Source organism: Nocardia neocaledoniensis, assembly GCF_029868625.1.
GTDB classification, from domain to species: Bacteria; Actinomycetota; Actinomycetes; order Mycobacteriales; family Mycobacteriaceae; genus Nocardia; species Nocardia neocaledoniensis_A.
Map to the genome: position 1 here is coordinate 1 of NZ_JARWOJ010000430.1, position 20,615 is coordinate 20,615.

Consider the following 20,615-nt stretch of genomic DNA (forward strand, 5'->3'; position numbering starts at 1 on the left):
GGGTGGTGTGGGGGGGCGGGTTGGGGGCGTCTCCCCCGGGCCCCCCCCCCCCCCGGGCCCCCCCCCCTCCCGGGGTCCCGGGGCCCCCCCGGGGCGCGCGGGCCGCGGGGCGCGCCGCGGGGGGGGGGGCCTCGACGCTCAGGTACTCGGCGGGGTCGCCGAGTACGGCCAGGGTCGCGCGGATCTCGCGAACGGCGCGGATATCGCCGCAGGCCCGCTCGATGTCTCGGGGCCGTGCGCCGGTGCCGGCCAGCGCGCGCACCGCGGCGGGCTTGAGCTCGCCGTCGGCAACGCCGTGCGCCCAGGTGGGTTCCTCGGCGAGCGTGGTGCGGCCGAGCAGCAGGAACCGTGCCGCGCTGTGCCGGGCGAGGGCGAGCACACACGTCGCCGTCACTCCCCTGGCTCCGCCGGTCACCAGCAGCAGGTCGTCTTCGGTGAGCACCGAGGGCGCGAAACCGGTTGCCGTGCTGACGATCTCGGTGGTGACGGCGGGCTGGTGCCTGCTCGGCACCGGTGTGCGGCGCCGGCCCGAGGTGTCGACGCCGACCTCGATGGTGTCGATCGCCGCGTCGCACAGTTCCTCGAGCACGATCTGCGCCACCCGGGACGGCGTCGCCGCGGGCGCGATGTCGAGCGCGCGGCAGAACAGGGTGGGCTCCTCCGCGGCCAGGGTTTTCACGATGCCCCCGAGGCCGCCGAGCAGGGCGGGGACCGGGTCGGCGGCCCCGAGCAGGCCGAGGTGGCCGTCGAGCCGGGTGACGGTGACGAACCCGGCGCGACCGGTCGCGCCCCCCAGGGCGGGCGCCCCGCGGCCGGTGACCAGGATAGCCACGGTCAGGATCCGTTCGGCCTGCGCCCACTCCGTGGCGATACCGGCGACGACGACGCACAGGTCGGCGCCTGCGGTGACGGTGTCGCCGGGTTCGACCCGCCGCACCGTCCAGCTGAGCGCCCGCAGCGCCTCCTCGATCGCTTCCCCGTCGGTTTCGGCGGATTCGTCCAGACACACGACCAGCGCCCGGCCCGCGGGCCGATACGGGTCCACCGCCAGGTCGACCGGGGCGAGCTCGACGAGTTCGACGACGTGCCGCGGCGTTTCGGCCGCGGCCTCAGCTTTTGGGTGGACATCACCCCCGGCCAGCTCGGCCACGATCTGATCCAGCGACCGCAGTGTGCCGAGTTGCTCGGGGCCGAGGCTGGGCAGCGACGGGAACCGTTCCTGGAGGGCGCCGATCACCTGGACCCGCTTGATCGAATCGACCCCGAGATCCGCTTCCAGATCCATCGTGGGATCGACCATGTCGACCGGGTACCCGGTTTTGTCGGCGACCACTTCCCGCAGCGCCTGCCGCAGGGTGTCGGCGGTGGGCGCGAGACCGGTGTCCACCGAGGCGACCTCCTCCGGGACGGCGACCGGCGCGGGGGCGACGTTCGGAATGCCCGCGTCGCCTGCCGCGGTCGAACCGCCGGCGAGCAGCTCGGCGATCTGATCGAGGGTGCGCAAGGTACCCAGCTGCTCGGGGCCGAGGCTGGGCAGCGACGGGAACCGTTCCTGGAGGGCGCCGATCACCTGCACCCGCTTGATCGAATCGACACCGAGATCAGCCTCGAGATCCATGGCCGGATCGACCATCTCGACGGGATAGCCGGTCTTGTCGGCGACGACTTCGCGCAGCGCCTGCCGCACGGACTCGGTGTCCGCGGCACCCGCGGCGGGTACGCCTTCATCCGTCAGCGCGGACCCGCCCGCTTCCGCGAGCAGCTCGGTGATCTGATCCAGCGTGCGCAGGGTGCCGAGCTGCTCGGGGCCGAGGTTCGGCAGATTCGGGAACCGTTCCTGCAGCGCGCCGATCACCTGGACCCGCTTGATCGAATCGACACCGAGATCCGCTTCCAGATCCATCGTCGGATCGACCATCTCCACCGGATACCCGGTCTTGTCGGCGACGACCTCGCGCAGCGCCACCCGGAGCGCGTCGTGGGTCGGCGCACCGGACGACTGTGCGGCTTCCGCGGTCCGGTCGGCTCCACCGACGGTCGGTGTGGCCGAGATCGTCGGAACGCCCTGAGCGGCCACCGCACCGGAGTCCGGCTGCGGGGAGGCCGTGGCAAAAGTACTACTCCCGTGGCCGTTGGCCGGGGCTACCGTATTCGGCTGACCGGTCGCCGGCGCGATCTCGGGCTCCGGAATCGCGGCGGGTGCGGGTGCCGCAGACAGGGCCTGGGCGGCGGGGAGGGCGGGCGGCGCGACGCGGGTGGAGGTCACGGAGCGGGGCGCGCTGCCGCCCTCGAGCTCGGCGAGCTGGGCGAGGACGGCGCCGGCCCGCGCGTGGCTCTCGCTGATCGCGACGCCGTGGTCCTTCACCGCCTCGATGGCCCGCAGGGTGCGCTCGTCGAGGGAACCGGAGCCGAGCACACCGGCCAGGCCACGCGCCAGGTCGAGCTGACCGTCCAGGTACTGCCGGTGCGTGTCGAGATGCTGCGCCAGGGCTGAGTCGAGCGGATCGGTCATGGTCACGAACTGTTCCTCCACGATCGGGGGTAACCCGGGCAGGCCCGGGGACGGAGATGGCGCGAACTCGGCGACGGCCGCGGTCGCCGGCAGGACTGCGGCACGATCGGCATCACTGCGGACAGCCGGCGACCCTGTCGCCGCGGACCGCGACCCGTGCGCCGGAGCTGTCGCCTCCCCCGCGGCGACCACGGAATCGGCCGACTCACGCTGCGCGGCAACGGAACCGCCCGGCGTGACCGGCGTGCCCACCCGGCCGCCGGTCGACGATCCGGCAGGCTCGACGGCCCCGGATCCGAGACCGTCCGGTCCGCGATGCGCGCCGTTGCGGTCGGCGGCCAGCTCGAGCTGGTACTCGCCGGACAGCGCGTCGGTGTAGGCGGCGCGGCGGCTGTCGGGAACGTATTCCGGCGCCGACAGGGTCACCGTCATGCGGCCCGCCGCGGGGGTGCTCGGGGCGGGGGCCGGGTCGGCGTAGCGATTGATGCCGGCGAGGGGAACGCCGAGTACGGCGAGGCGGACGGCGGCGCGCTTCAAGGCGACGTCACCGTTGCCGATGGGTCCGGAGTCGGTGGCGAAGGCGATCACGTCGTCGCCGAGGGTGCGGCGGACCAGCGAGGTCAGCACCTGTTTGGGGCCGCATTCGACGAAGACGGTGCAGCCGTCCTCGTGCATCGCCCGCAGCGCGTCGACGAACTCGACCGGCTGGCTGAGCTGTGCGGTCAGCGTGGCCCGGTTGGCGGCCACATCGGCACCATAGGAGGCGCCCGCGGTGTCGGCGTAGACCGGTGCGGCGGGCTCGACGATGTCGACTTCCGCGACGGCGGCACCGAATTCGGTGACCGCGTGCGCGACGTACGGGGTGTGGAACGCGGCGGCCACCGGCAGATCCCGGGTGGCCCAGCCCTTCTCGCTACTGCGCGCCGTGAACGCGGCGATGCCGTCGGGCCCACCGCCCACCACGATCTGGTCGGGCGCGTTGTGGTTGCAGATCCACACGTCGTCGAGATCGGCGAGCACCGCGGCCACGTCCGCGCGCGGCGCGTTGACGGCCACCATGGTGCCCGCCTCCACGTCGTCGGCGACCGTCATGGCGGCGCCGCGCGCCCGGGCCAGGGTGAAGAGGTCGTCGGTGCTCATCGCTCCGGCGGCCCACAGCGCCGTCAGCTCACCGAAGCTGTGGCCGAGGTAGCCGTGGGCCCGCAGGCCGAACTCGGTGAGCACCCGGAACTGGCCCGCCGCGAGCGCACCGATCGCCGGCTGCGCGAATTCGGTACGGCGCAGGGCGGTTTCCTGCTCGGCGCGGGTCTGCTCGGTGAACGCGGGCGGCGGGAACACCACCGCGCCCAGCCGCTGCGGCGCCCCGACGAAGGCGGCGTTGGCCGCGTCGAAGGCCGCGCCGACCGGCGGGTTGTTCAGGACCGTGTCCAGGCCCATGTCCACGTACTGGCTGCCCTGCCCGGCGAACAGCACGCCGACCTTCGGCTCGGGCAGCGCCGCGGCCCGGAAGTACACGCCCTCGGGGTGATCCCAGTGCGGCGCTTCGGGATCGCGCACCATCTCGTCGACGGCGAGCGCGCGCAGGTCGGCGGCGGTGTCGGCGTCGACGGCGACGAAGCCGATGCGGGCGTGATCGGCGGGGATGTCGCCGCCGTCGGTGCCCGGCGTGCTGCGGACCACGTCGATCAGGCTCGCCACATCCGGCGCGTGCCACAGGTGCGCGCGAGGCACCCGGTGCAGCACCTGGCCACGTTCCCCGTCGGCCTCCTCGAGCACGAGGTGGAAGTTGGTGCCGCCGAAGCCCATCGCGGACGCGGCGGCCCGGCGCACCGGGCGCTGCGGGTCCAGCACCCACGGGCGGGTCTTGGTGTTGACGTAGAACGGCGTCCGCGCGGCGTCGATCTCGGTGTTGGGCGCGTCGACATTGATCGTCGACGGCAGCACCTTCTGATGCAGGGCCAGCGCGAGTTTCATCACGCCCGCGGTACCCGCGGCGCCCTTGGTGTGCCCGATCTGCGACTTCACGCTGCCCAGCGCGGCGAACCCGGTCTCCGGACTCGCGTCGGCGAGCAGTCCTTTCAGCGCGGTCAGTTCGGTGCGGTCGCCCACGGCGGTGCCGGTGGCGTGCGCCTCGATCAGCTCCACATCGGCGGGCGAGCACTCGGCGTCGGCGTAGGCCCGCTCGAGCGCCACCCGCTGGCCGGCGGCGACCGGCGCGTAGATGCTCTTGGCCCGGCCGTCGCTGGAGGACCCGAGACCGCGGATCACCGCGTAGATCCGGTTGCCGTCGCGGCGGGCGTCCGACAGCCTGCGCAGCGCGAGCATCGTGATGCCCTCACCGAGCAGCGTGCCGTCGGCCTCGGCGGAGAACGGGCTGATCCGGCCGGTCGGCGAGAGCGCGCCGACCTTGCTGAAGCACAGGTAGATGAAGATCGAGTTCTCGGTGTCGACGCCACCGGTGATCATCATGTCGGCGCGACCGTCCTGCAGTTCGGCGATCGCGGTGCGGATGGCGGCCAGCGAGGCCGCGCAGGCCGCGTCGACCGTGCAGTTCATGCCGCCGAGCCCGAGCCGGTTCGCCACCCGGCCCGCCACCACATTGGCGAGCAGACCGGGGAAGGAGTTCTCCTCCCACGGCGCGAACGCGGCCACGAACCGGCGCGAGATCTCGCTGACATCGCTCTCGGACAGGCCCATCGACCGGCCCGCCTCCGCCAGCACGGGTGTCGACAGGCGCGCGGCCAGCGGATGCATCAGCGGCACCGGGCCGGTGGTGCCGAGCACCACGCCGGTGCGCGCGGGGTCGTACCACTGCGAACCGGTCGCGCCTGCGTCGGCCAGCAGGTCGCGGGCCACCCCGAGGCTCAGGGTCTGCATGGTGCTGGTGACCTCGAGCTGGTTGGGCGGCAGCCCGAACTCGAGCGGATCGAACGCGACATCGGGCAGGAAGGCGCCACGGCGCGAATAGGTCTTGTCCGGCGCCGATCGGTCGGCGTCGTAGTAGTCGTCCAAGCTCCAGCGCGACGCGGGCACCTCGGAGGTGCAGTCGACGCCGTCGATGATGTTCTGCCAGTACTCGCGGTGGGTGTGTGCCTTGGGCAGCAGACCCGACATCCCGACAATGGCGATCGGGTCGCGTGCCAGGCGTCGTTCGTCTGTCACGGAAGGTTCCTCTCAGGCGGCGACGGTGGTGGCGGTGGCCGAGGCGATCAGTTCGGCCGCGGTGGCGGCGAACAGGCGGTGGCCCACCGGACTCGGATGCAGACCATCGGCGGTCCACACCTCGGGCCGGGCCCATTCGGGCCTGGCGGCGATATCGAGAAGCAGGGCGCCGGTGTCGTCGGTGACCCGGGCGAGGACATCGTTGGCGGTGGCGAAACGCTCACGCAGCAGGGCGCGGAAACCGTCCGGCACGGGCAGGCGGGCGGGGATGTCGGGATAGCTGGCCGTGAACACGGTGGCTTCCCTGGCCCGCAGGGTCGAGAAGATGGTGTGCAGGTTGTCGGCGAAACGCGCCTCGTCATACGCGCTGACCAGGTCGTTCACGCCGACAACCACACCGTAGAGGCCGGCCCGCGCCGCCGAGGTCGCCGGTGCGAGCTGGCTCGCGACGACATCGCCGGTGGTGGCGCCGTGGGTGCCGAAGTTGCGAATCGTGGTGGGCCGCAACCCGAGCTGACCGCCGAGGCGCGCGACCCAGCCCCGGTAGCCACCCGCCGCGGCGGGGTCGCCACGGCCCTCCACGAAGCTGTCTCCGAGCGCCGTCAGGCCGGCCGCGATCACGCCGACACCCCGGTATTCACCACGTGCCGGTCGGCGACGGGGAAGTTCACCTCTTCGTAGAGCGCGCTGAGCTCGGCCTCCCCGAAGAACTTGTCCGGCGGGTACAGGCCCGCGATCAGGCCGAAGAACTTCTTGGAGTAGTGCTCGCTCTTGCTGGCCGCGCGGAACACCGAGTCGTAGTACGGGGTGAGGGTCAGCTCGGAGATCGACTGGGTCAGCTCGTAGGTGCTGGCGCTCTGGGCGTCGCGCTCACGCTGGTACTCGGGCAGGGTCTCCTCGAACGGGCGTGCGCCCGAGAGGCTCTCGTGCACCAGGTCCGACAGCAGCTGGCTGTACTTGAAGGCGTCGGTGATGCCCCAGCCGGTGAACGGGTCCTTGTGGTAGCCGGCGTCGCCGACCAGGGCCCAGCCGGGACCGAAGGACTGGCGGCGGTAGTTGTCCGGGTACAGCATCGGACGGAACGGCTCGACCCGCTTGCCGGTCTCGCGCAGCCGCGCACCGATCTCCGGGTCGATCTGGTCGACGATCTCCTGCACGCCGGCGTCGGGATCGGTGCGGAAGTCGCGGAACCGGTCGCGCTTGCGCATCACCGCGACCAGGGCCAGGCCGTCATTGGTCGGCCAGGACGCGAACTGCTGCTCGCCGAAACCGGTGCGGTGGTGCATGCCCCAGTCCACGCCCTCGTAGTACGAGTAGTAGATGAAGCAGGAGGCGGGCGAACCCTCGTAGGTCTGCGCGCCGACCTCCTTGGCGATGATCGAGTTCGCACCGTCCGCGCCGACGACCAGTTTCGCGCGGAACTCCTGCTCGGGGCCCTCCCCGACGCGGCCGCGGATACCGGCGACCCGGTCGCCGTCGCGCAGCAGGCCGGTGACGGTGAAGCCCTCGATCACCTCGGCGCCCGACTCGCCGGCCGCGTCGACCAGGATCTTGTCGAGGACGGTGCGGCGCGGGCAGTACACGGCGTCGATGCCGTCGGCTGACGGATCGGCCATGCCCGGGATCTCGATGTCGGTGTAGGTGAAGTTGAGGTGCCGGATCGGCGGGCAGCCGGTGGCCACCACGGCGTCGAGCAGGCCCCAGGACTTCAGGAAGCCGAGACCGGCCTGGTGGATGTAGTGCGTGGACGGGGTGTCGCTGGGGAAACTCGCGCGATCCACGGCGAGCACGCGGTGGCCCTGACGGGCCAGCAGCATGGCCAGGGGCGAACCCGCGACCCGGGTTCCGACGACGATGACGTCATACATGATGTGATCACTTTCGGTGGTCGAATTCCGATTTCGAGTCTGTCGCCGGTGGAATGCGGAAACCACTGCGGGTCACCGCAATTCATCGGCCGATCGGTCCCGGCTATCGTCGGCGAGACCGGTGGGAGAATTTCGCGTCGCGTTACCCGCGCGACATGTAGAGCTGATCTATTTCGGCGGAATAGGTTTCGGCGATCGCGGCTCTGCGCAATTTCAATGACGAGGTGAGCAGGCCGGCGTCGACGGTGAAATCGCCGTCGACGATGCGGAATGCGCGAATGGATTCCGGCCGCGACACCAGGGAATTCGCGTCGTCCACGGCAGCCTGGATCGGCTCGGCGGGATCGCCGTCGGGATGCTCGGCGCGCCACTTCGCGAACCGCTCGGCGTCCAGTGTGATCAGCGCCGTCACGAACGGTCGCCCGTCACCGACGACCATGCAGTTGCTCACCAGCGGATGCAGCCGCACCCGGTCCTCGAGCGGGGTCGGGGCCACGTTCTTGCCGCCGGAGGTCACCAGGATCTCCTTCTTGCGGCCGGTGATCCGCAGGTGCCCGTCGTCGAGTTCGCCGATGTCGCCGGTGTGCAGCCAGCCCTCGGCGTCGACGGGCCGCTGGTCGGCGGCCGCGCCCCAGTAGCCCGGCGAGACGTGCGGGCCGCGCACGAGGACCTCGCCGTCGTCGGCGATGCCGACTTCGGTACCCGGGATGGGACGGCCGACGGTGCCGAGCCGGTTGGTGGACGGCGCGCTCACGGTGACCGCGGTGGCCGCCTCGGTGAGGCCGTAGCAGTTCAGGATCACCACGCCGAACCCGGCGTAGAAGCCCGCGGTGGTGTCGTCGAGGGAGGCGCCGCCGGAGATCACATAGCGCAGCCGTCCGCCGAACGCGGCCGAGACAGCGTCGTCGGTCGCGCTCGGCTCGGCGCCGACGGTCAGCAGCGCCAGGCCGCGCTCGACGGCCGCGTCCTCCTGCCCCTCGGTGAGCAGCGCGCGGACGTGCTTGCGGATCTTCTCCAGCGCGTAGGGAATCAGCGCGAGGAAGGTCGGGCGCAGCGACGCCAGCGCGGGCACCAGGTCGGGCACGCCGGGCAGCAGATGCGTCCGGCTGCCGCCGTACAGGCAGGCGAACAGGATCGTCTGGCCGAAGACGTGCGACAGCGGCAGCGCCAGCACCGTCGTACCGTCGAAGATGCCCTCGGTCTGCCGCGCGGTGTTCGCGGCGGTGACGTACATGTTGCGGTGGCTGATCATGCAGCCCTTGGCCAGGCCGGTGGTGCCGCTGGTGTACACGATCATCGCCAGGTCGGCGGCGCCCACCGCGGCGATCCGCGCGTCGAGGTCGGCGTGCTCGGCGCCTTCGGCCCAGGCCTCGATCTCGGTGAAGGACCACACCCCGCCCGCCGCACCCGCGGCGGTGAGGCGGGCGGCGTCGTCGGGGGTCTCGGCCGCGTGGAAGCGGCTCCCGCTGTCGCTCAGGATATGTGCGATCTGCGCGGGCGAGGAGGTCGGGTACACCGGCACGATCACCGCGCCGATCGCCATGGCCGCGCAGTCGAGCAGCGCCCAGGCCAGGCTCGTGCGGCCGAGCACGGCCACCCGGTCCCCCGCCGCGACCCCGCGGTCGAGCAGGGCCGAGGCGAGCGCGCGGACCCGGGTGTCGAGGTCGCCGGTGGTCAGCTGGGTGCCGTCGGCGGCACACAGCGAAAGACGGGCCGGATCACGCCGCGCCGCGTCGGAAACAATCGCGTACAGACTGGACGAATCGGCCGGAACGAATCCGTTCGCGGTGACAGACACTGTGTTCACGAATTGAATTCTTCACGGCGCCAACCATTCCCGTCGCCGCCGCGGTCGCTGTTCCTACCGCACGAAAGTCATCGCCTATCGACGGGTTCACGCCGACAATGCGCGGACATCATCGAGTTGTGCCGATTCGACGCATTCCAGGAACAACGCGACCGCGGGATTCGGTTCGTCGGCCCGCCAGACGGCATGCAAATCCAGCGTCGGGACCGGGTCGAACAATTTCACCGCCACCGAACTACTGCCCGGCACACCCATTCCCATCGAAATCGCGCGCGGTAGCGAGGCGAACCCGACGAGCGGTCGCACCGAGACCATGTGCGCGGTGGCGCCGGGGTCGTCGGCCGAATGCGTGACATTGAGCGAGATCCTGGTTTCGGCCGCCGACCGCAGGATGGTGTCGTACATCGCCGGACACTGTTCGCGGGCGAACAGCACACAGTCCTGACTCTGTAGTTCCGCGAACGGGACGCCGGGCCGGTCGGCCCACCGATGTCGGCGGCCGACGACCGCGACGAGCGGAACCCGGTGCAGTAGTCGGCGATACCGGAAATCGGCGGTACTGGGATGGCCGTAGACCAGGGCCACGTCCAGGGAACCGTCGGCGAGGGCGGCCAGCTGCGGGCCGGTCCGCTTCTCCCACAGCGACACCACGATGTCGGGGTGCCGTTCGGTCATCCTGGTGAGTGCCTCCGGCAGGACATGCCTGCTGGCGGGCAGGTTGTAGCCGATGCTGAGGCTGCCCGCCCTGCCCTCGGCCGTGGCCTTGGCCGCCTGGGCGGCGCGGTCGAGCTGGGCGACGATCTGGCGGGCCTGGCTCTCGAACTCGCGCCCCGCGGGGGTCAGCCGGACCTCGTGGGAGTTCCGGGCGACCAGCTGGACGCCGAGCGATTTCTCCAGCTTCTGCAGCTGGGCACTGAGACTTGGTTGGGTCAGATGGAGGCGCTGCGCTGCGCGACCGAAATGCAACTCTTCGGCGATGGTGATGAACGAAACGAGGTGTCGGAATTCCATGACGCCGGGCTCCTTCCGAGTAACACCACGCTATCGAGGCCGGATAACCGGCGATGAATAGCGATCGCCCAGCAGTCGCCGCGCGCGTTGCCGGTGGGTGAACCCGGCCGCGTTCCGGCGTGGCCCGACGCGGCGCGCCGGGTGACCCGGCGAAAAATCCGGCACGGCAACGGCTTACACCTCGGCGAACGGCACACTCTACCGGCCCGTGGTCGATCAGGCGAGCGAACCGGTGACCACGGCGTAGGCGAAACCGTCCCAGCCCTTGGCCCCGACGGTCTGGATGACGGTCGCGTCCAGGCTCGGCTCGGCGGCCAGCAACTCGACCAGTTCGCGGCTGGCGCGCACGTTCGGATCGTCGGAGTGCTCGTCGGCCAGGCCGCCCGCGCGGACCACGTTGTCGACGATGATCACCGAGCCGGGGCGGGTCAGCCGCAGTGCCCACTGCACGTAGTTGGCGTTGTTGACCTTGTCGGCGTCGATGAACACCAGGTCGAACGGTTCGGTGAGGTCCTCGGCGACCTGCGGCAGCGTGTCGAGCGCCGCGCCGACCCGGATGTCCACCCGCGCGCCGACACCGGCGCGGTCGAGGTTCGCCCGGGCCACCTTGGCGTGGCGGGGCTCGAACTCCAAGGTGACCACCGTGCCGTCCGCGCCGACCGCGCGCGCCAGCCATTCGGTGCTGTACCCGCCGAGGGTGCCGATCTCGAGCACCCGCCGCGCGCCGGCGGCACGGGCGAGCAGGTGCAGGAACTTCCCTTGCGGCGGGGACACGTCGATCGGCGGCAGCCCCGCGTCGGCGTTGGCGGCGAGCGCGGGCGCGCCCTCGCCGCCGATGAGGGTGTCCACGACGTACCGGTCGACCTCGGCCCAGTTGTTGTCGGTCATGGGCGCCAGTGTGCCACCACGCGCGGGCTACTTCGCGGTCTCGACCTCGGTGACACCCCGCACCACCGCCACCGCCGTGGACGCCAGGGTCTTCACCTCCACCAGCGCCTTGGCGAGTTCGATCAGCAGGGTGCCCACCTTGGCCGAGGCCAGCCCGATGTCGAACAGCGCGCGGGCGATCAACGCCGGGGTCGCGGTGCCACCGGAGATGAGCAACAGCGCGGTGGCCTCGGCGAGCATCCCGGCCAGGCTGCTCAGGATCTCCACGATCACGCCGCGGACGGCCTCGACGATGCGTTTCATCCCGGTGTTGCAGTCCGCCAGCACCTGCGCGACGGCCGCCTGTTCGGCGATCTTGCCCGCGAGTTCGGTGGCGTTGGCGCGATAGGCCTCGGCCGCCGACCCGGCCCACGCCCCGATGCCGGAGTCCAGGGCGGTGGCCAGGTGCCCGGCCGTCGTGATGAGGTGTTCGCCGATGGCCTTCCACGAGTCGGAGTAGGCCTGCACCATGTCGGGATTGCCGCTCACCGAGTCCAGCGCCTTGCGCAGCGGTTCGACGTGCTCGAGCATCCAGCCCATCAGCTGGGAGCCGAGGAAGTTGAACGGATCGAACTTGCGGAGCGTGGTGGTGCCCTTGATGGCCTGGACGAACATCGTGGCGGCGTCGCCCACGTCGCGGGCGGTGGCACCCGCCTTGGAGATGGCGTCGACCTTCCCCATCACCTCGCCACCGGTCATCGCCGTGTACAGGCCCGCACCGTTTTCCAGAACGTCACCGTGCAGTGTGCCCTTGAAGAACCCGGCGTTCGGTTCTTCCGCGCCGAGGTCTGGCTTTCCGACGTTGCTCAGCAGCGTCGCGGTCTCCTGGTAGTAGGTCTGCCGGAAGTCCACCCCCTCGCTGAGCAGGTCGTTCTCCGGCGCCGCGGCGTCGTCGAAGGTGTCGATGGTCCCCGGGACGGGCAGGGTGTGCTCGTTGAGCCAGCGGCCGACGGCGGTCTGTTCGGCCATCGCTATGCCACGTCCATGATCTCGGCCGCGGTCGCGACCAGCGCGGTGGCGCTCGCGTTGTCCTGCGTCTCGAAAGTGTCGGCGGCGGTCCGCAGGGTGCCGGGGACCTGGCCGCTCCGGGTGGTGAGCAGGTCGAGGAGCCGGGTGATCTCGTCGTGCAGCTCGCCGAGGGTGTTCACCGCGTAGGGCTTGACGAACAGCCCGTACGCGTCGTCGGCGTGCGCCAGATACGTGGCGGCTTCCTGCGCCTTCGCCACCCCGGTCGCGACCTCCTGGACCGCGTCGGCGTGGGCCCTGATGGCCATCACGTCGACATTCACCGCACCGGTCATGCTCGCCTCCTCCTCGTCGGCACGGGCCGCTGCCCGCACACCCCTTCTCGAATTGCTTGGACGCAGCCGCGCCCGATTCGGTTCCCTGTCGGGCCGAACCGGATTCGCCGCGGCTACTGGAGCCAGGACCTGCGCTGGAAGTAGAGGTCGTCCTCGTCGGGCTCGTCCGGGGTCACGACCCGGTCGCGATCCGGCTTGCGCGTGGCGGGCGGCGCGGGCGCGGGGTAGGCCGGAGCGACGGGGGCGGGCCACGGCGCCGCGGAGGTGGACGACGGCGCGGGCGGCGACGCGGGCGCGGGGTCCGGGAAACGCTCGGCGTACTGCTCGACGATGGTGTCGGCAGCGGTGTCCGCACCGACGATCTCGCCGATCAGCCCGGTGACCGTGCCGCGCAGCCGCGCCTGGGCGCGGCGGGTGCACGCCATCAGTTCGGCCGCGACGGCGGCGGGATCCATGCCGCGCACGGCGGGTGCCAGGGTGATCGCGGTGGTGGCGCCGTTGACGTCGACCGTGACGCCGATCCGGCCGTCGGCCGAGGTCTCGCTGACGCTGACCTCGGTCATCCTCGCCCGCAGTTCCTGATAGCGGGTCGCTTGCCACTCGAGCTCGCGCGCGTGTTGCGTGAGTTCGTCGGCGGCGCCGGTCAACTCGTCCATCTCGGTCGCTCTCCCCTCCTGCCGGGAACTCCGGCCGTGCGCGGCGGAGGCGGCCCAGCGATCCGCCCCCGATCGGATCGCGCCGAGACTAGCGCCGTGCGGATCGCCGCCGTGCGACCGGGTCGGCGGGCCGGGCGTGGACCCCCGTCGGTAACCGTGTTACCGTCTGCGCGCCGCCGGAATCGTGACGTGGGTCATGATCGATCTCCGCTGCGGCTCGGGACACGTCCGCGACGGCGCGGAGGTGGTTGGGAAGGAATGGCATGCGGCAATCACGATCGCTGGTGCGGCGCGCGGCGCTGACCGTGGCGGCCTGTCTGGCGGCGGTGGCGGGACCTGGCCTCGGCGCCGCTCCGGCGACCGGCGCACCGATGAGCGCGTTCTACACCCCGCCCGCGGACATTCCGCAGGCCCCGGGTTCGATCGTGCGCACGGCCCCGATGACGCTGCTCGCGACACCGCCGACCGCGAAGGGCTGGCCCACGCGGGGACAGCACGTCCTCTACACCTCCCGGCTGCAGGACGGGTCGGCGGTCGCCGTGTCCGGCACCTACATCGAGCCGCAGAACCCGTGGCAGGGACCCGGTGCGCGCCCGACCGTGGTGATCGGCCCCGGCACGTCGGGTCAGGGCGACCGGTGCGCGATGTCGGTGGCGTTCTCGACGGGCGTCTCGGTCACCGCCGATCCGCTCGGCCTCTCCGCGAACCAGGAGCTGCCGTCCTCGGCGGTCTGGAGCGCACTCGGCGCGCGCGTGCTGATCACCGACTACATCGGCCTCGGCACGCCCGGCATCCACACCTACGCCAACCGGTTCGAGAGCGGACACGCCATCCTCGACGGCGCGCGGGCCGCCAACGCCCTTGGCGGCGTCGGCCCCGAGACCCCGCTGATCCTGTGGGGCTACTCCCAGGGTGGCGGCGCCACCGCGGCGGCGGCGGAGATGCAGCCGGAATACGCCCCGGAGCTCAACCTGAAGGGCACCTGGGCCGGTGGACCGGTGGCCGATCTGGCCGCGATCCTGGCCAAGATCGACGGCGCGCTGATCGGCGGCGCCATCGGATTCGCGGTCAACGGCATGCTCGCGCGCTACCCCGAACTGCACGCTGCGGTCGACCGGGTGACCAGCCCCGCGGGCCGGGAGATGCTGGCGACCCTGAGCGATTCCTGCGTCGCCGACCTGATCACCCGGCACCCGTTCCTGACGACGAATTCGCTGACGGTGGACGGCCGTTCGCTCACCGAGCATCTCGCCGAGATCCCCGAGGCCGCGCCGGTGCTCGCCGAACTGCGCATCGGCTCCGCGAAGCCGACCACGCCGGTGCTCATCACCAGCGGGCGCAACGACGACACCGTTCCCTACGGGCAGGCCAGGCGCCTGGCCGAGGACTGGTGCGGCCTGGGCGCGACGGTCACCTTCCGCACCAACGAACTGCCACCGATCCTGCCGGGCACGACCATCCCGAATCACTTCGGTCCGGAACTGATCGACGGCTTCGGTCCCGACAACGCGGTGACCTACCTGCTCGACCGGCTTGCCGACAAGCCGGTCGGCGGCTGCTCGTTCGACTGAGCGCCGCGCGCGACGCCCCGCCGACAACGTGGTCGGCGGGGTTTCGTCGTCAGAACAGGAAGTAGCGCTGCGCCATCGGCAGTTCGGTGGCCGGTTGCTCGGTCCACACCTCGCCGTCGACCCGGACGGTGAAGGTGTCGGGATCCACCTCGATGCGCGGCATGGCGTCGTTGTGCGGCATGTCGGCCTTGGTGATCGCGCGAACGTTCTTGACCGGCGCCAGTTTCCGGCGGATGTCGAGCCGGTCGGCCAACCCGTCGTCGATGGCCTGCTCGGAGACGAAGTGCAGCGAGGTGGCCGCCGCGGCCGGGGCGGCGGCGCCGAACATGGGCCGCGGCAGCACCGGCTGCGGGGTGGGGATGGAGGCGTTCGCGTCACCCATGGCGGCCCAGGCGATCATGCCGCCCTTGAGGACCGCGTGCGGACGGACACCGAAGAACGCGGGCTCCCACAGCACCAGGTCGGCGAGCTTGCCCACCTCCACCGAACCGATCTCGGCATCGAGCCCGTGCGAGATCGCCGGGCAGATGGTGTATTTCGCGATGTAGCGCCGCACGCGGGCGTTGTCGGCGGCGCCGTCGCCGGGCAGCGCGCCCCGGCGGCGTTTCATCACGTGCGCGGTCTGCCAGGTGCGCATCACCACCTCGCCGATGCGGCCCATCGCCTGGGAGTCGGAGCCGATCATGGAGATGGCGCCCAGGTCGTGCAGCAGGTCCTCGGCGGCGATGGTGGACGGGCGGATCCGCGATTCGGCGAAGGCCAGGTCCTCGGGGATCGACGGGCTCAGGTGATGACACACCATGAGCATGTCGAGGTGCTCGTCGAGGGTGTTGACGGTGTGTGGCCGGGTCGGATTCGTCGAGCTGGGCAGCACGTTGAGATGCGAGGCGACGGTGATGATGTCGGGTGCGTGCCCGCCGCCGGCGCCCTCGGTGTGGTAGGCGTGGATGCCGCGACCCGCGATGGCGGCGAGGGTGTCCTCGACGAATCCGGCCTCGTTCAAGGTGTCGGAGTGCAGCGCCACCTGCACGCCCGCCGCGTCGGCGACGGTCAGGCAGGCATCGATCGCGGCGGGCGTGGAGCCCCAGTCCTCGTGCAACTTGAATCCCGAAGCGCCGCCGCGCAATTGCTCCCACATGGAGTCCTGGCTGACCGTGTTGCCCTTGCCGAGCAGCACGATGTTCATCGGCCAGTGGTCCAGGGATTCCAGCATCCGGGCCAGATGCCAGGAACCCGGGGTGACGGTGGTGGCCTTGGAGCCCTCGGCCGGGCCGGTGCCACCGCCGATCAGGGTGGTGATGCCGCCGCCGAGCGCCTCGTCGAGCAGCTGCGGGCAGATGAAGTGGACGTGACAGTCGATGGCGCCCGCGGTGAGAATGCGGCCGTTGCCCGCGATGATCTCCGTCGACGGGCCGACCACCAGGTCCGGATGCACGCCCGACATGGTGTCGGGGTTGCCCGCCTTGCCGATCCCGCAGATGCGGCCGTCGCGGATGCCGACGTCGGCCTTGATGATGCCCCAGTGGTCGACGATGACGACACCGGTGATGACGGTGTCGGGGGCACCGTCGGCGCGGGTGGCCCTGGACTGGCCCATCGACTCGCGCAGGACCTTGCCGCCGCCGAAGACCGCTTCCTCCCCGGCCAGGCCTGGTCCGCCGCTGCGGTCCTCGGTGATCTCGATGATCAGGTCGGTGTCGGCGAGCCGGATGCGGTCACCGGTGGTCGGCCCGAACAGTTCGGCGTAGCGGGCGCGGCTCAGTTCGGTCATCGGTTCTCTCTCGTCTCGTCCAGGCGCCCCGGCGCGTTCGCGCTGATGCCGTACACCTCGCGGGTGCCGCCGAGCGGAACCAGCGAGACACGCTGCGGCAGACCGGGTTCGAAACGGACGGCGGTGCCGGCCGGAATGTCGAGGCGGTGCCCGTGCGCGGCGGCGCGGTCGAATTCCAGCGCGGCGTTGGCCTGCGGGAAGTGCACATGCGAACCGACCTGGACCGGGCGGTCGCCGGTGTTCACCACTTCCAGGGTGAGCCGCACCGCGCCCTCGTTCAACACGATCGTGCCCTCGGCACAGAGATATTCACCGGGAATCATGGGCGTGCCCTATCCGATCGGGTGGTGCACGGTGACGAGCTTGGTGCCGTCGGGAAAGGTCGCCTCGACCTGCACGTCGTGGATCATCTCCGGCACCCCGGCCATCACGTCGTCGCGGGTGAGCACCGAACGGCCCGACGACATCAGCTCGGCCACGGTCCGCCCATCGCGCGCGCCCTCGAGCACGTGGTCGGTGATCAGCGCGACCGCCTCGGGATGATTCAGTTTCAATCCCCGCGCCTGCCTGCGGCGGGCCAGTTCGGCCGCGTAACTCAGCAGCAGCCGTTCCTGCTCGTGCGGCGACAGGCGCATCGGGACTCTCCTCGGCGGGTCGTGATCGGGTGAGCGACATTCTGGCACGTCGGCGTGTCGCCCGCCCGCACAGTGCGGTCGGACACAGCCCCCCGATGTCGCCGCCCGCCCCGCCGCGGAGACCGGGCCGCGGGCCCGGTCTCGTTCGCCGGGAGCCTCAGGCGGCGGCGAGGTTCTGGAGGCGGACCTGGCCGCGGGCGATGGTGCGGCCGTCGGCGTCGGTGATCACGACGACCCACAGCTGCTGGCTGCGGCCGCGGTGGATCGGGGTGGCCTCGCCGGTGAGGACGCCGTCACTGACGGCGCGCAGGAAGTCGGTGTTGTTGTTGACGCCGACGACGGTGCCGCGGTCGCCGAACCAGACGCTGCCGCCGACGCTGGCCAGCGTCTCGATGATGGTGCAGTAGACGCCGCCGTTCTGGATGCCCGCGGGCTGGAACAGCTGCGGACGCACCTTCCATTCGCCGCGCACCCGGTCGGCGGTGACCTCGGTGTAGCGCAGCCCGATGAGGTCGGTGAAGGTGCCTTCGCTCATCTTGGTCATCTGCTCGGCCGTGACGTCACGCCACTGTGCGGTTTCGCTCATGCGTTCCGGTTTACACCATCGCCGACCGACCGGTACGAGACGATGCGGCGGACCCGTCCGGAGACGGGCCCGCCGCGGCAGGAATGAGGGGGTCGACCGCAGCCCTCGGGACCGCCGGCTCATCCATACGCCGGGTTGAGCATAGGTCAGGCTTACCTAAGTGGTCAAGTGCGTGTCGCGATGGGCTTGCTCAACAGGATCGCAATACTCCATGATCACTCGTACCTCTATGTTCCGAGGCTTGTGTCGATGTTGAGAGCTCACGTTCTGGGCGCACGACGGCCAGGGGTGGGCGCGGCGAGAGAGGCAAGATTTCGTGAGTAGTAGTCGTATCCCCCGCTGGGCCGTGCAGGCGGCGATGTGCGCGGCCGTGGCAGGCGCGGCCGTCGCCGCGCCGGTACAGGCCGAACCGCTGTGGCCCGGCGGCCCCGATGTCCCCGGCGTCCCCGCCATCATCCCCGCGCCGCCGCCGGAGCCGGTCGTCGCGCCGTGCAGCGAGCAGGCCAGGGCCTGCCTGCAATTGTCGACCAACAACGCCTGGCTGATGGACAACGGCAAGGTGACCTTCGGGCCGAGCCCGATGTCGCACGGTCGCCCCGGCTACGAGACCCCGCCCGGCGTCTTCAAGGTGGCGTTCAAGAAGCCGTTCCACTGGAGCACCCTGCACAACGCGCCGATGGAGTACGCGATCTTCTTCAACGGCGACATCGCGTATCACATCGGACCCACCGAGGAGCAGTCCCACGGCTGCATCCGGCTGACGCCCGAGGGCGCCAAGGCCCACTACGACTGGCTGGAGCCGGGCGACATCGTCGAAGTGGTTCCGTGATTTCGCCATCGTGAATCAGGGGAGGCCGGATCATCGGCCTCCCCTTCGCTTTTCGCCGACACGCTGAGCGCGTCGAACAGCCAGAGATGCGCGGCACCGGAGGTCACGACACCCTCGGCCAAGGTCGCGGTGAGCTGCCAGTAGCGGCGCGCGGGCTCGACTCCCCCGGCATCGGCCAGGAGCTGCCGACGGAAGGACCGAGTGTCGGCACGGCCCCGCGCCGCGGCATGGACTTCGACGTAGCGGTCGAGCGCGGCGCCCGGGGCAGGCGCGCGACCGGCGGCGACCGAGGGCGCCGCGCCGAGGCACGCGTCGGCCACCTCGAACAGCAGTCGGCGCTCGTCGCGGACGCCGGGGGTGCCACGGTGCCGGATGGTGTCGGACATGGCCGAACCCAAGGCCGGATTCGCCACGGCGGCAACGAGTTCGGCGTAGGCGACGACCTGCTCCGGCCGGGCGTCCGAGGCCGGTTCCGGGACGTTCATGTCGACGAAGTCGTCGATCACCGCGGTGGGCAGCGGCGCGAGCTGACGGCGCCAGAAGGTACCGAGCGCGGTGCGCGCCGCCGCCGGATCCGTCACGGCCGCGACGAGATCCAGCCGGTCGGGTTCGCCGTATTCCACGGCGCGCAGCAGCGAGCGGCGGCGCGCGAGCGCGTCCAGCTCCAGGTCGAGCACAGCACGCTCGGCCGCGATGACCTCCGCGACCGAGCGGGTGCCCGCCAGCACCTCACCGATGGCCGCCAATCCGATACCGAACGAACGCAGCCGCCGCAGCAGCAGGAGCCGGTCGACCGCGGCCGGCTCGAAGACCCGGTGCCCGGCCGGGGTGCGGCCGACATCGAGCAGGCCCTCGTCGCAGTAGAACCGGATCGTGCGCACCGCCACGCCCGTACGCGCGGCGAGCTCGCCGATCGTCCATCGTGTGTCGTCGGTCACAGTCGCTGGCACCTCCACCTCGGTGGAGTTCCTACGGTACCCACGACGACCACGCGAAGGAGACCGACGATGACCGAACAGCCCACCACCGAACGGATCTGGCACGCGGTGGCCCTGGAACGAGCCACGCTCGCCGACCTGCTCGCCGAGCTGCCGGAATCGGGCTGGGACACCGCCTCCCTGTGCGAGGGCTGGCGGGTGCGGGATGTGGTGGCGCACCTGGTGATCGCCACGAGGGTGACGCTCGGTTCGCTCCTGCTCGAGCTGCTTCGTGCCCGCGGGAACACCGACCGGCTCATCCACGACACCGCCGTGCGACTCGCCGACCGGACACCGACCGCCGAGCTGCTCGCCGACCTCCGGGCGACGGTCGACTCGCGTGTCGTCCCCATCGGCACCACCTCGATCGATCGCCTCATGGATCTGCTGGTGCACGGCCAGGACATCGCGATTCCCCTCGGCCTCGACCGGGTGATGCCGGTCGAGGCGGCCCAGTGGTCACTGGAACGAGTGTGGACGACGGGCGCGCCGTTCCATGCCCGTCGCCGTCTCGCCGGGCATACCCTCACCGCCACCGACACCGGCTGGACAGCGGGCTCCGGTACACCGCTCACCGGGACCGCCGCGGACCTGCTGATGATCGCCACCGGACGGGCATCGTCGCGGCACTAGGGTTTCCGCCGGGTACACCCCGCCGGAGCGATTCCCGGTGCCGCTGCGCCACCCCGAGCCAGCCGGGCGTCCCGGCCCGGGATCTGGCACAGGAGTCTCCAGGGGCATTGACGGACGCGGGGGGGGGCCGGGTGGGGTGGGCGGGGGGGGGCGGGGGGGGGGAAAACGGACAGGGAACCGGCCCGGCGGGGTGTGGCACCCCCCACCCCCCGCGGGCGCCCCGGCCCCCCGCCCCCGCCCCGGGTCCAGTCGCCAGTCCAGCACCGCAGCAGGGTCATCGGCGGTGTCGAGTTCCCGATTGTCCGCGGCGGCGCGGAGAGCGGCGACGGGGTCGGCGCCGGTGAGTGCGATGAGGGCCAGGTGTTGACG

17 protein-coding genes are annotated in these 20,615 nt (G+C 71.3%); 3 read left to right on the forward strand and 14 right to left on the reverse strand.

Annotated features, from left to right (window positions below):
• The 9 genes from QH270_RS33785 to QH270_RS33825 form a co-directional block, all read right to left on the reverse strand.
• The coding region (locus QH270_RS33785) for a type I polyketide synthase (protein ID WP_280348810.1) at positions 1-5,674 on the reverse strand (5,674 nt) is incomplete at its 3' end.
• Positions 5,675-5,686: 12 nt separating this feature from the next.
• Complete coding sequence (locus tag QH270_RS33790) at positions 5,687-6,295, reverse strand: SGNH/GDSL hydrolase family protein (RefSeq protein WP_280348812.1); 609 nt, start codon at positions 6,293-6,295, stop codon at positions 5,687-5,689.
• Entirely contained in the window at positions 6,292-7,542 is a 1,251-nt protein-coding gene (locus QH270_RS33795) for an NAD(P)/FAD-dependent oxidoreductase (RefSeq protein ID WP_280348814.1), read from the reverse strand. The genes QH270_RS33790 and QH270_RS33795 overlap by 4 nt, the downstream gene beginning before the upstream one ends.
• Positions 7,543-7,684: 142 nt before the next feature.
• Entirely contained in the window at positions 7,685-9,349 is a 1,665-nt protein-coding gene (locus QH270_RS33800; RefSeq protein ID WP_348537701.1) for an AMP-dependent synthetase/ligase, read from the reverse strand.
• A gap of 87 nt (positions 9,350-9,436) precedes the next feature.
• Positions 9,437-10,360: a LysR family transcriptional regulator gene (locus QH270_RS33805; protein WP_280348816.1), complete on the reverse strand. Its 924-nt coding sequence runs from the start codon at positions 10,358-10,360 to the stop codon at positions 9,437-9,439.
• A gap of 216 nt (positions 10,361-10,576) precedes the next feature.
• A complete protein-coding gene (locus tag QH270_RS33810; protein ID WP_280348817.1) occupies positions 10,577-11,248 on the reverse strand; it encodes an O-methyltransferase in 672 nt (223 codons plus the stop codon).
• Between the two features lie 27 nt (positions 11,249-11,275).
• Entirely contained in the window at positions 11,276-12,256 is a 981-nt protein-coding gene (locus tag QH270_RS33815; protein WP_280348819.1) for a WXG100 family type VII secretion target, read from the reverse strand.
• A gap of 2 nt (positions 12,257-12,258) precedes the next feature.
• Positions 12,259-12,588 (reverse strand): type VII secretion target, encoded by a 330-nt coding sequence (locus QH270_RS33820; protein WP_280348821.1) that lies wholly within the window; start codon positions 12,586-12,588, stop codon positions 12,259-12,261.
• Between the two features lie 113 nt (positions 12,589-12,701).
• Positions 12,702-13,244 (reverse strand): YbaB/EbfC family nucleoid-associated protein, encoded by a 543-nt coding sequence (locus tag QH270_RS33825; protein ID WP_280348823.1) that lies wholly within the window; start codon positions 13,242-13,244, stop codon positions 12,702-12,704.
• A gap of 263 nt (positions 13,245-13,507) precedes the next feature.
• Between QH270_RS33825 and QH270_RS33830 the strand changes: the two genes are divergently transcribed.
• Complete coding sequence (locus QH270_RS33830; protein WP_280348825.1) at positions 13,508-14,815, forward strand: lipase family protein; 1,308 nt, start codon at positions 13,508-13,510, stop codon at positions 14,813-14,815.
• A 49-nt stretch (positions 14,816-14,864) separates the two neighbouring features.
• Here QH270_RS33830 and QH270_RS33835 read toward each other — a convergent pair whose 3' ends face one another.
• The 4 genes from QH270_RS33835 to QH270_RS33850 all read right to left on the reverse strand — a co-directional run bounded on the left by QH270_RS33835 (position 14,865) and on the right by QH270_RS33850 (position 17,807).
• Positions 14,865-16,586, reverse strand: a complete 1,722-nt coding sequence (locus QH270_RS33835) for an urease subunit alpha (RefSeq protein WP_280348827.1) — start codon at positions 16,584-16,586, stop codon at positions 14,865-14,867.
• Positions 16,583-16,909: an urease subunit beta gene (locus QH270_RS33840; RefSeq protein WP_280348829.1), complete on the reverse strand. Its 327-nt coding sequence runs from the start codon at positions 16,907-16,909 to the stop codon at positions 16,583-16,585. The genes QH270_RS33835 and QH270_RS33840 overlap by 4 nt, the downstream gene beginning before the upstream one ends.
• A 9-nt stretch (positions 16,910-16,918) precedes the next feature.
• Complete coding sequence (locus QH270_RS33845; protein WP_110035401.1) at positions 16,919-17,221, reverse strand: urease subunit gamma; 303 nt, start codon at positions 17,219-17,221, stop codon at positions 16,919-16,921.
• Positions 17,222-17,378: 157 nt separating this feature from the next.
• Entirely contained in the window at positions 17,379-17,807 is a 429-nt protein-coding gene (locus QH270_RS33850; protein ID WP_280348831.1) for a PaaI family thioesterase, read from the reverse strand.
• Positions 17,808-18,123: 316 nt separating this feature from the next.
• Between QH270_RS33850 and QH270_RS33855 the strand changes: the two genes are divergently transcribed.
• Positions 18,124-18,636, forward strand: a complete 513-nt coding sequence (locus QH270_RS33855) for a L,D-transpeptidase (protein WP_280348833.1) — start codon at positions 18,124-18,126, stop codon at positions 18,634-18,636.
• Here QH270_RS33855 and QH270_RS33860 read toward each other — a convergent pair.
• On the reverse strand, positions 18,591-19,574 hold the full coding sequence (locus tag QH270_RS33860; RefSeq protein WP_280348834.1) for a MerR family transcriptional regulator: 984 nt from the start codon (positions 19,572-19,574) through the stop codon (positions 18,591-18,593). The genes QH270_RS33855 and QH270_RS33860 overlap by 46 nt on opposite strands.
• A 69-nt stretch (positions 19,575-19,643) precedes the next feature.
• On the opposite strand from QH270_RS33860, the gene QH270_RS33865 reads away from it, so the two are divergent.
• Positions 19,644-20,246, forward strand: coding sequence for a maleylpyruvate isomerase family mycothiol-dependent enzyme (locus tag QH270_RS33865; RefSeq protein WP_280348836.1), 603 nt, complete (start codon positions 19,644-19,646; stop codon positions 20,244-20,246).
• The last annotated feature ends 369 nt before the right edge of the window (positions 20,247-20,615 follow it).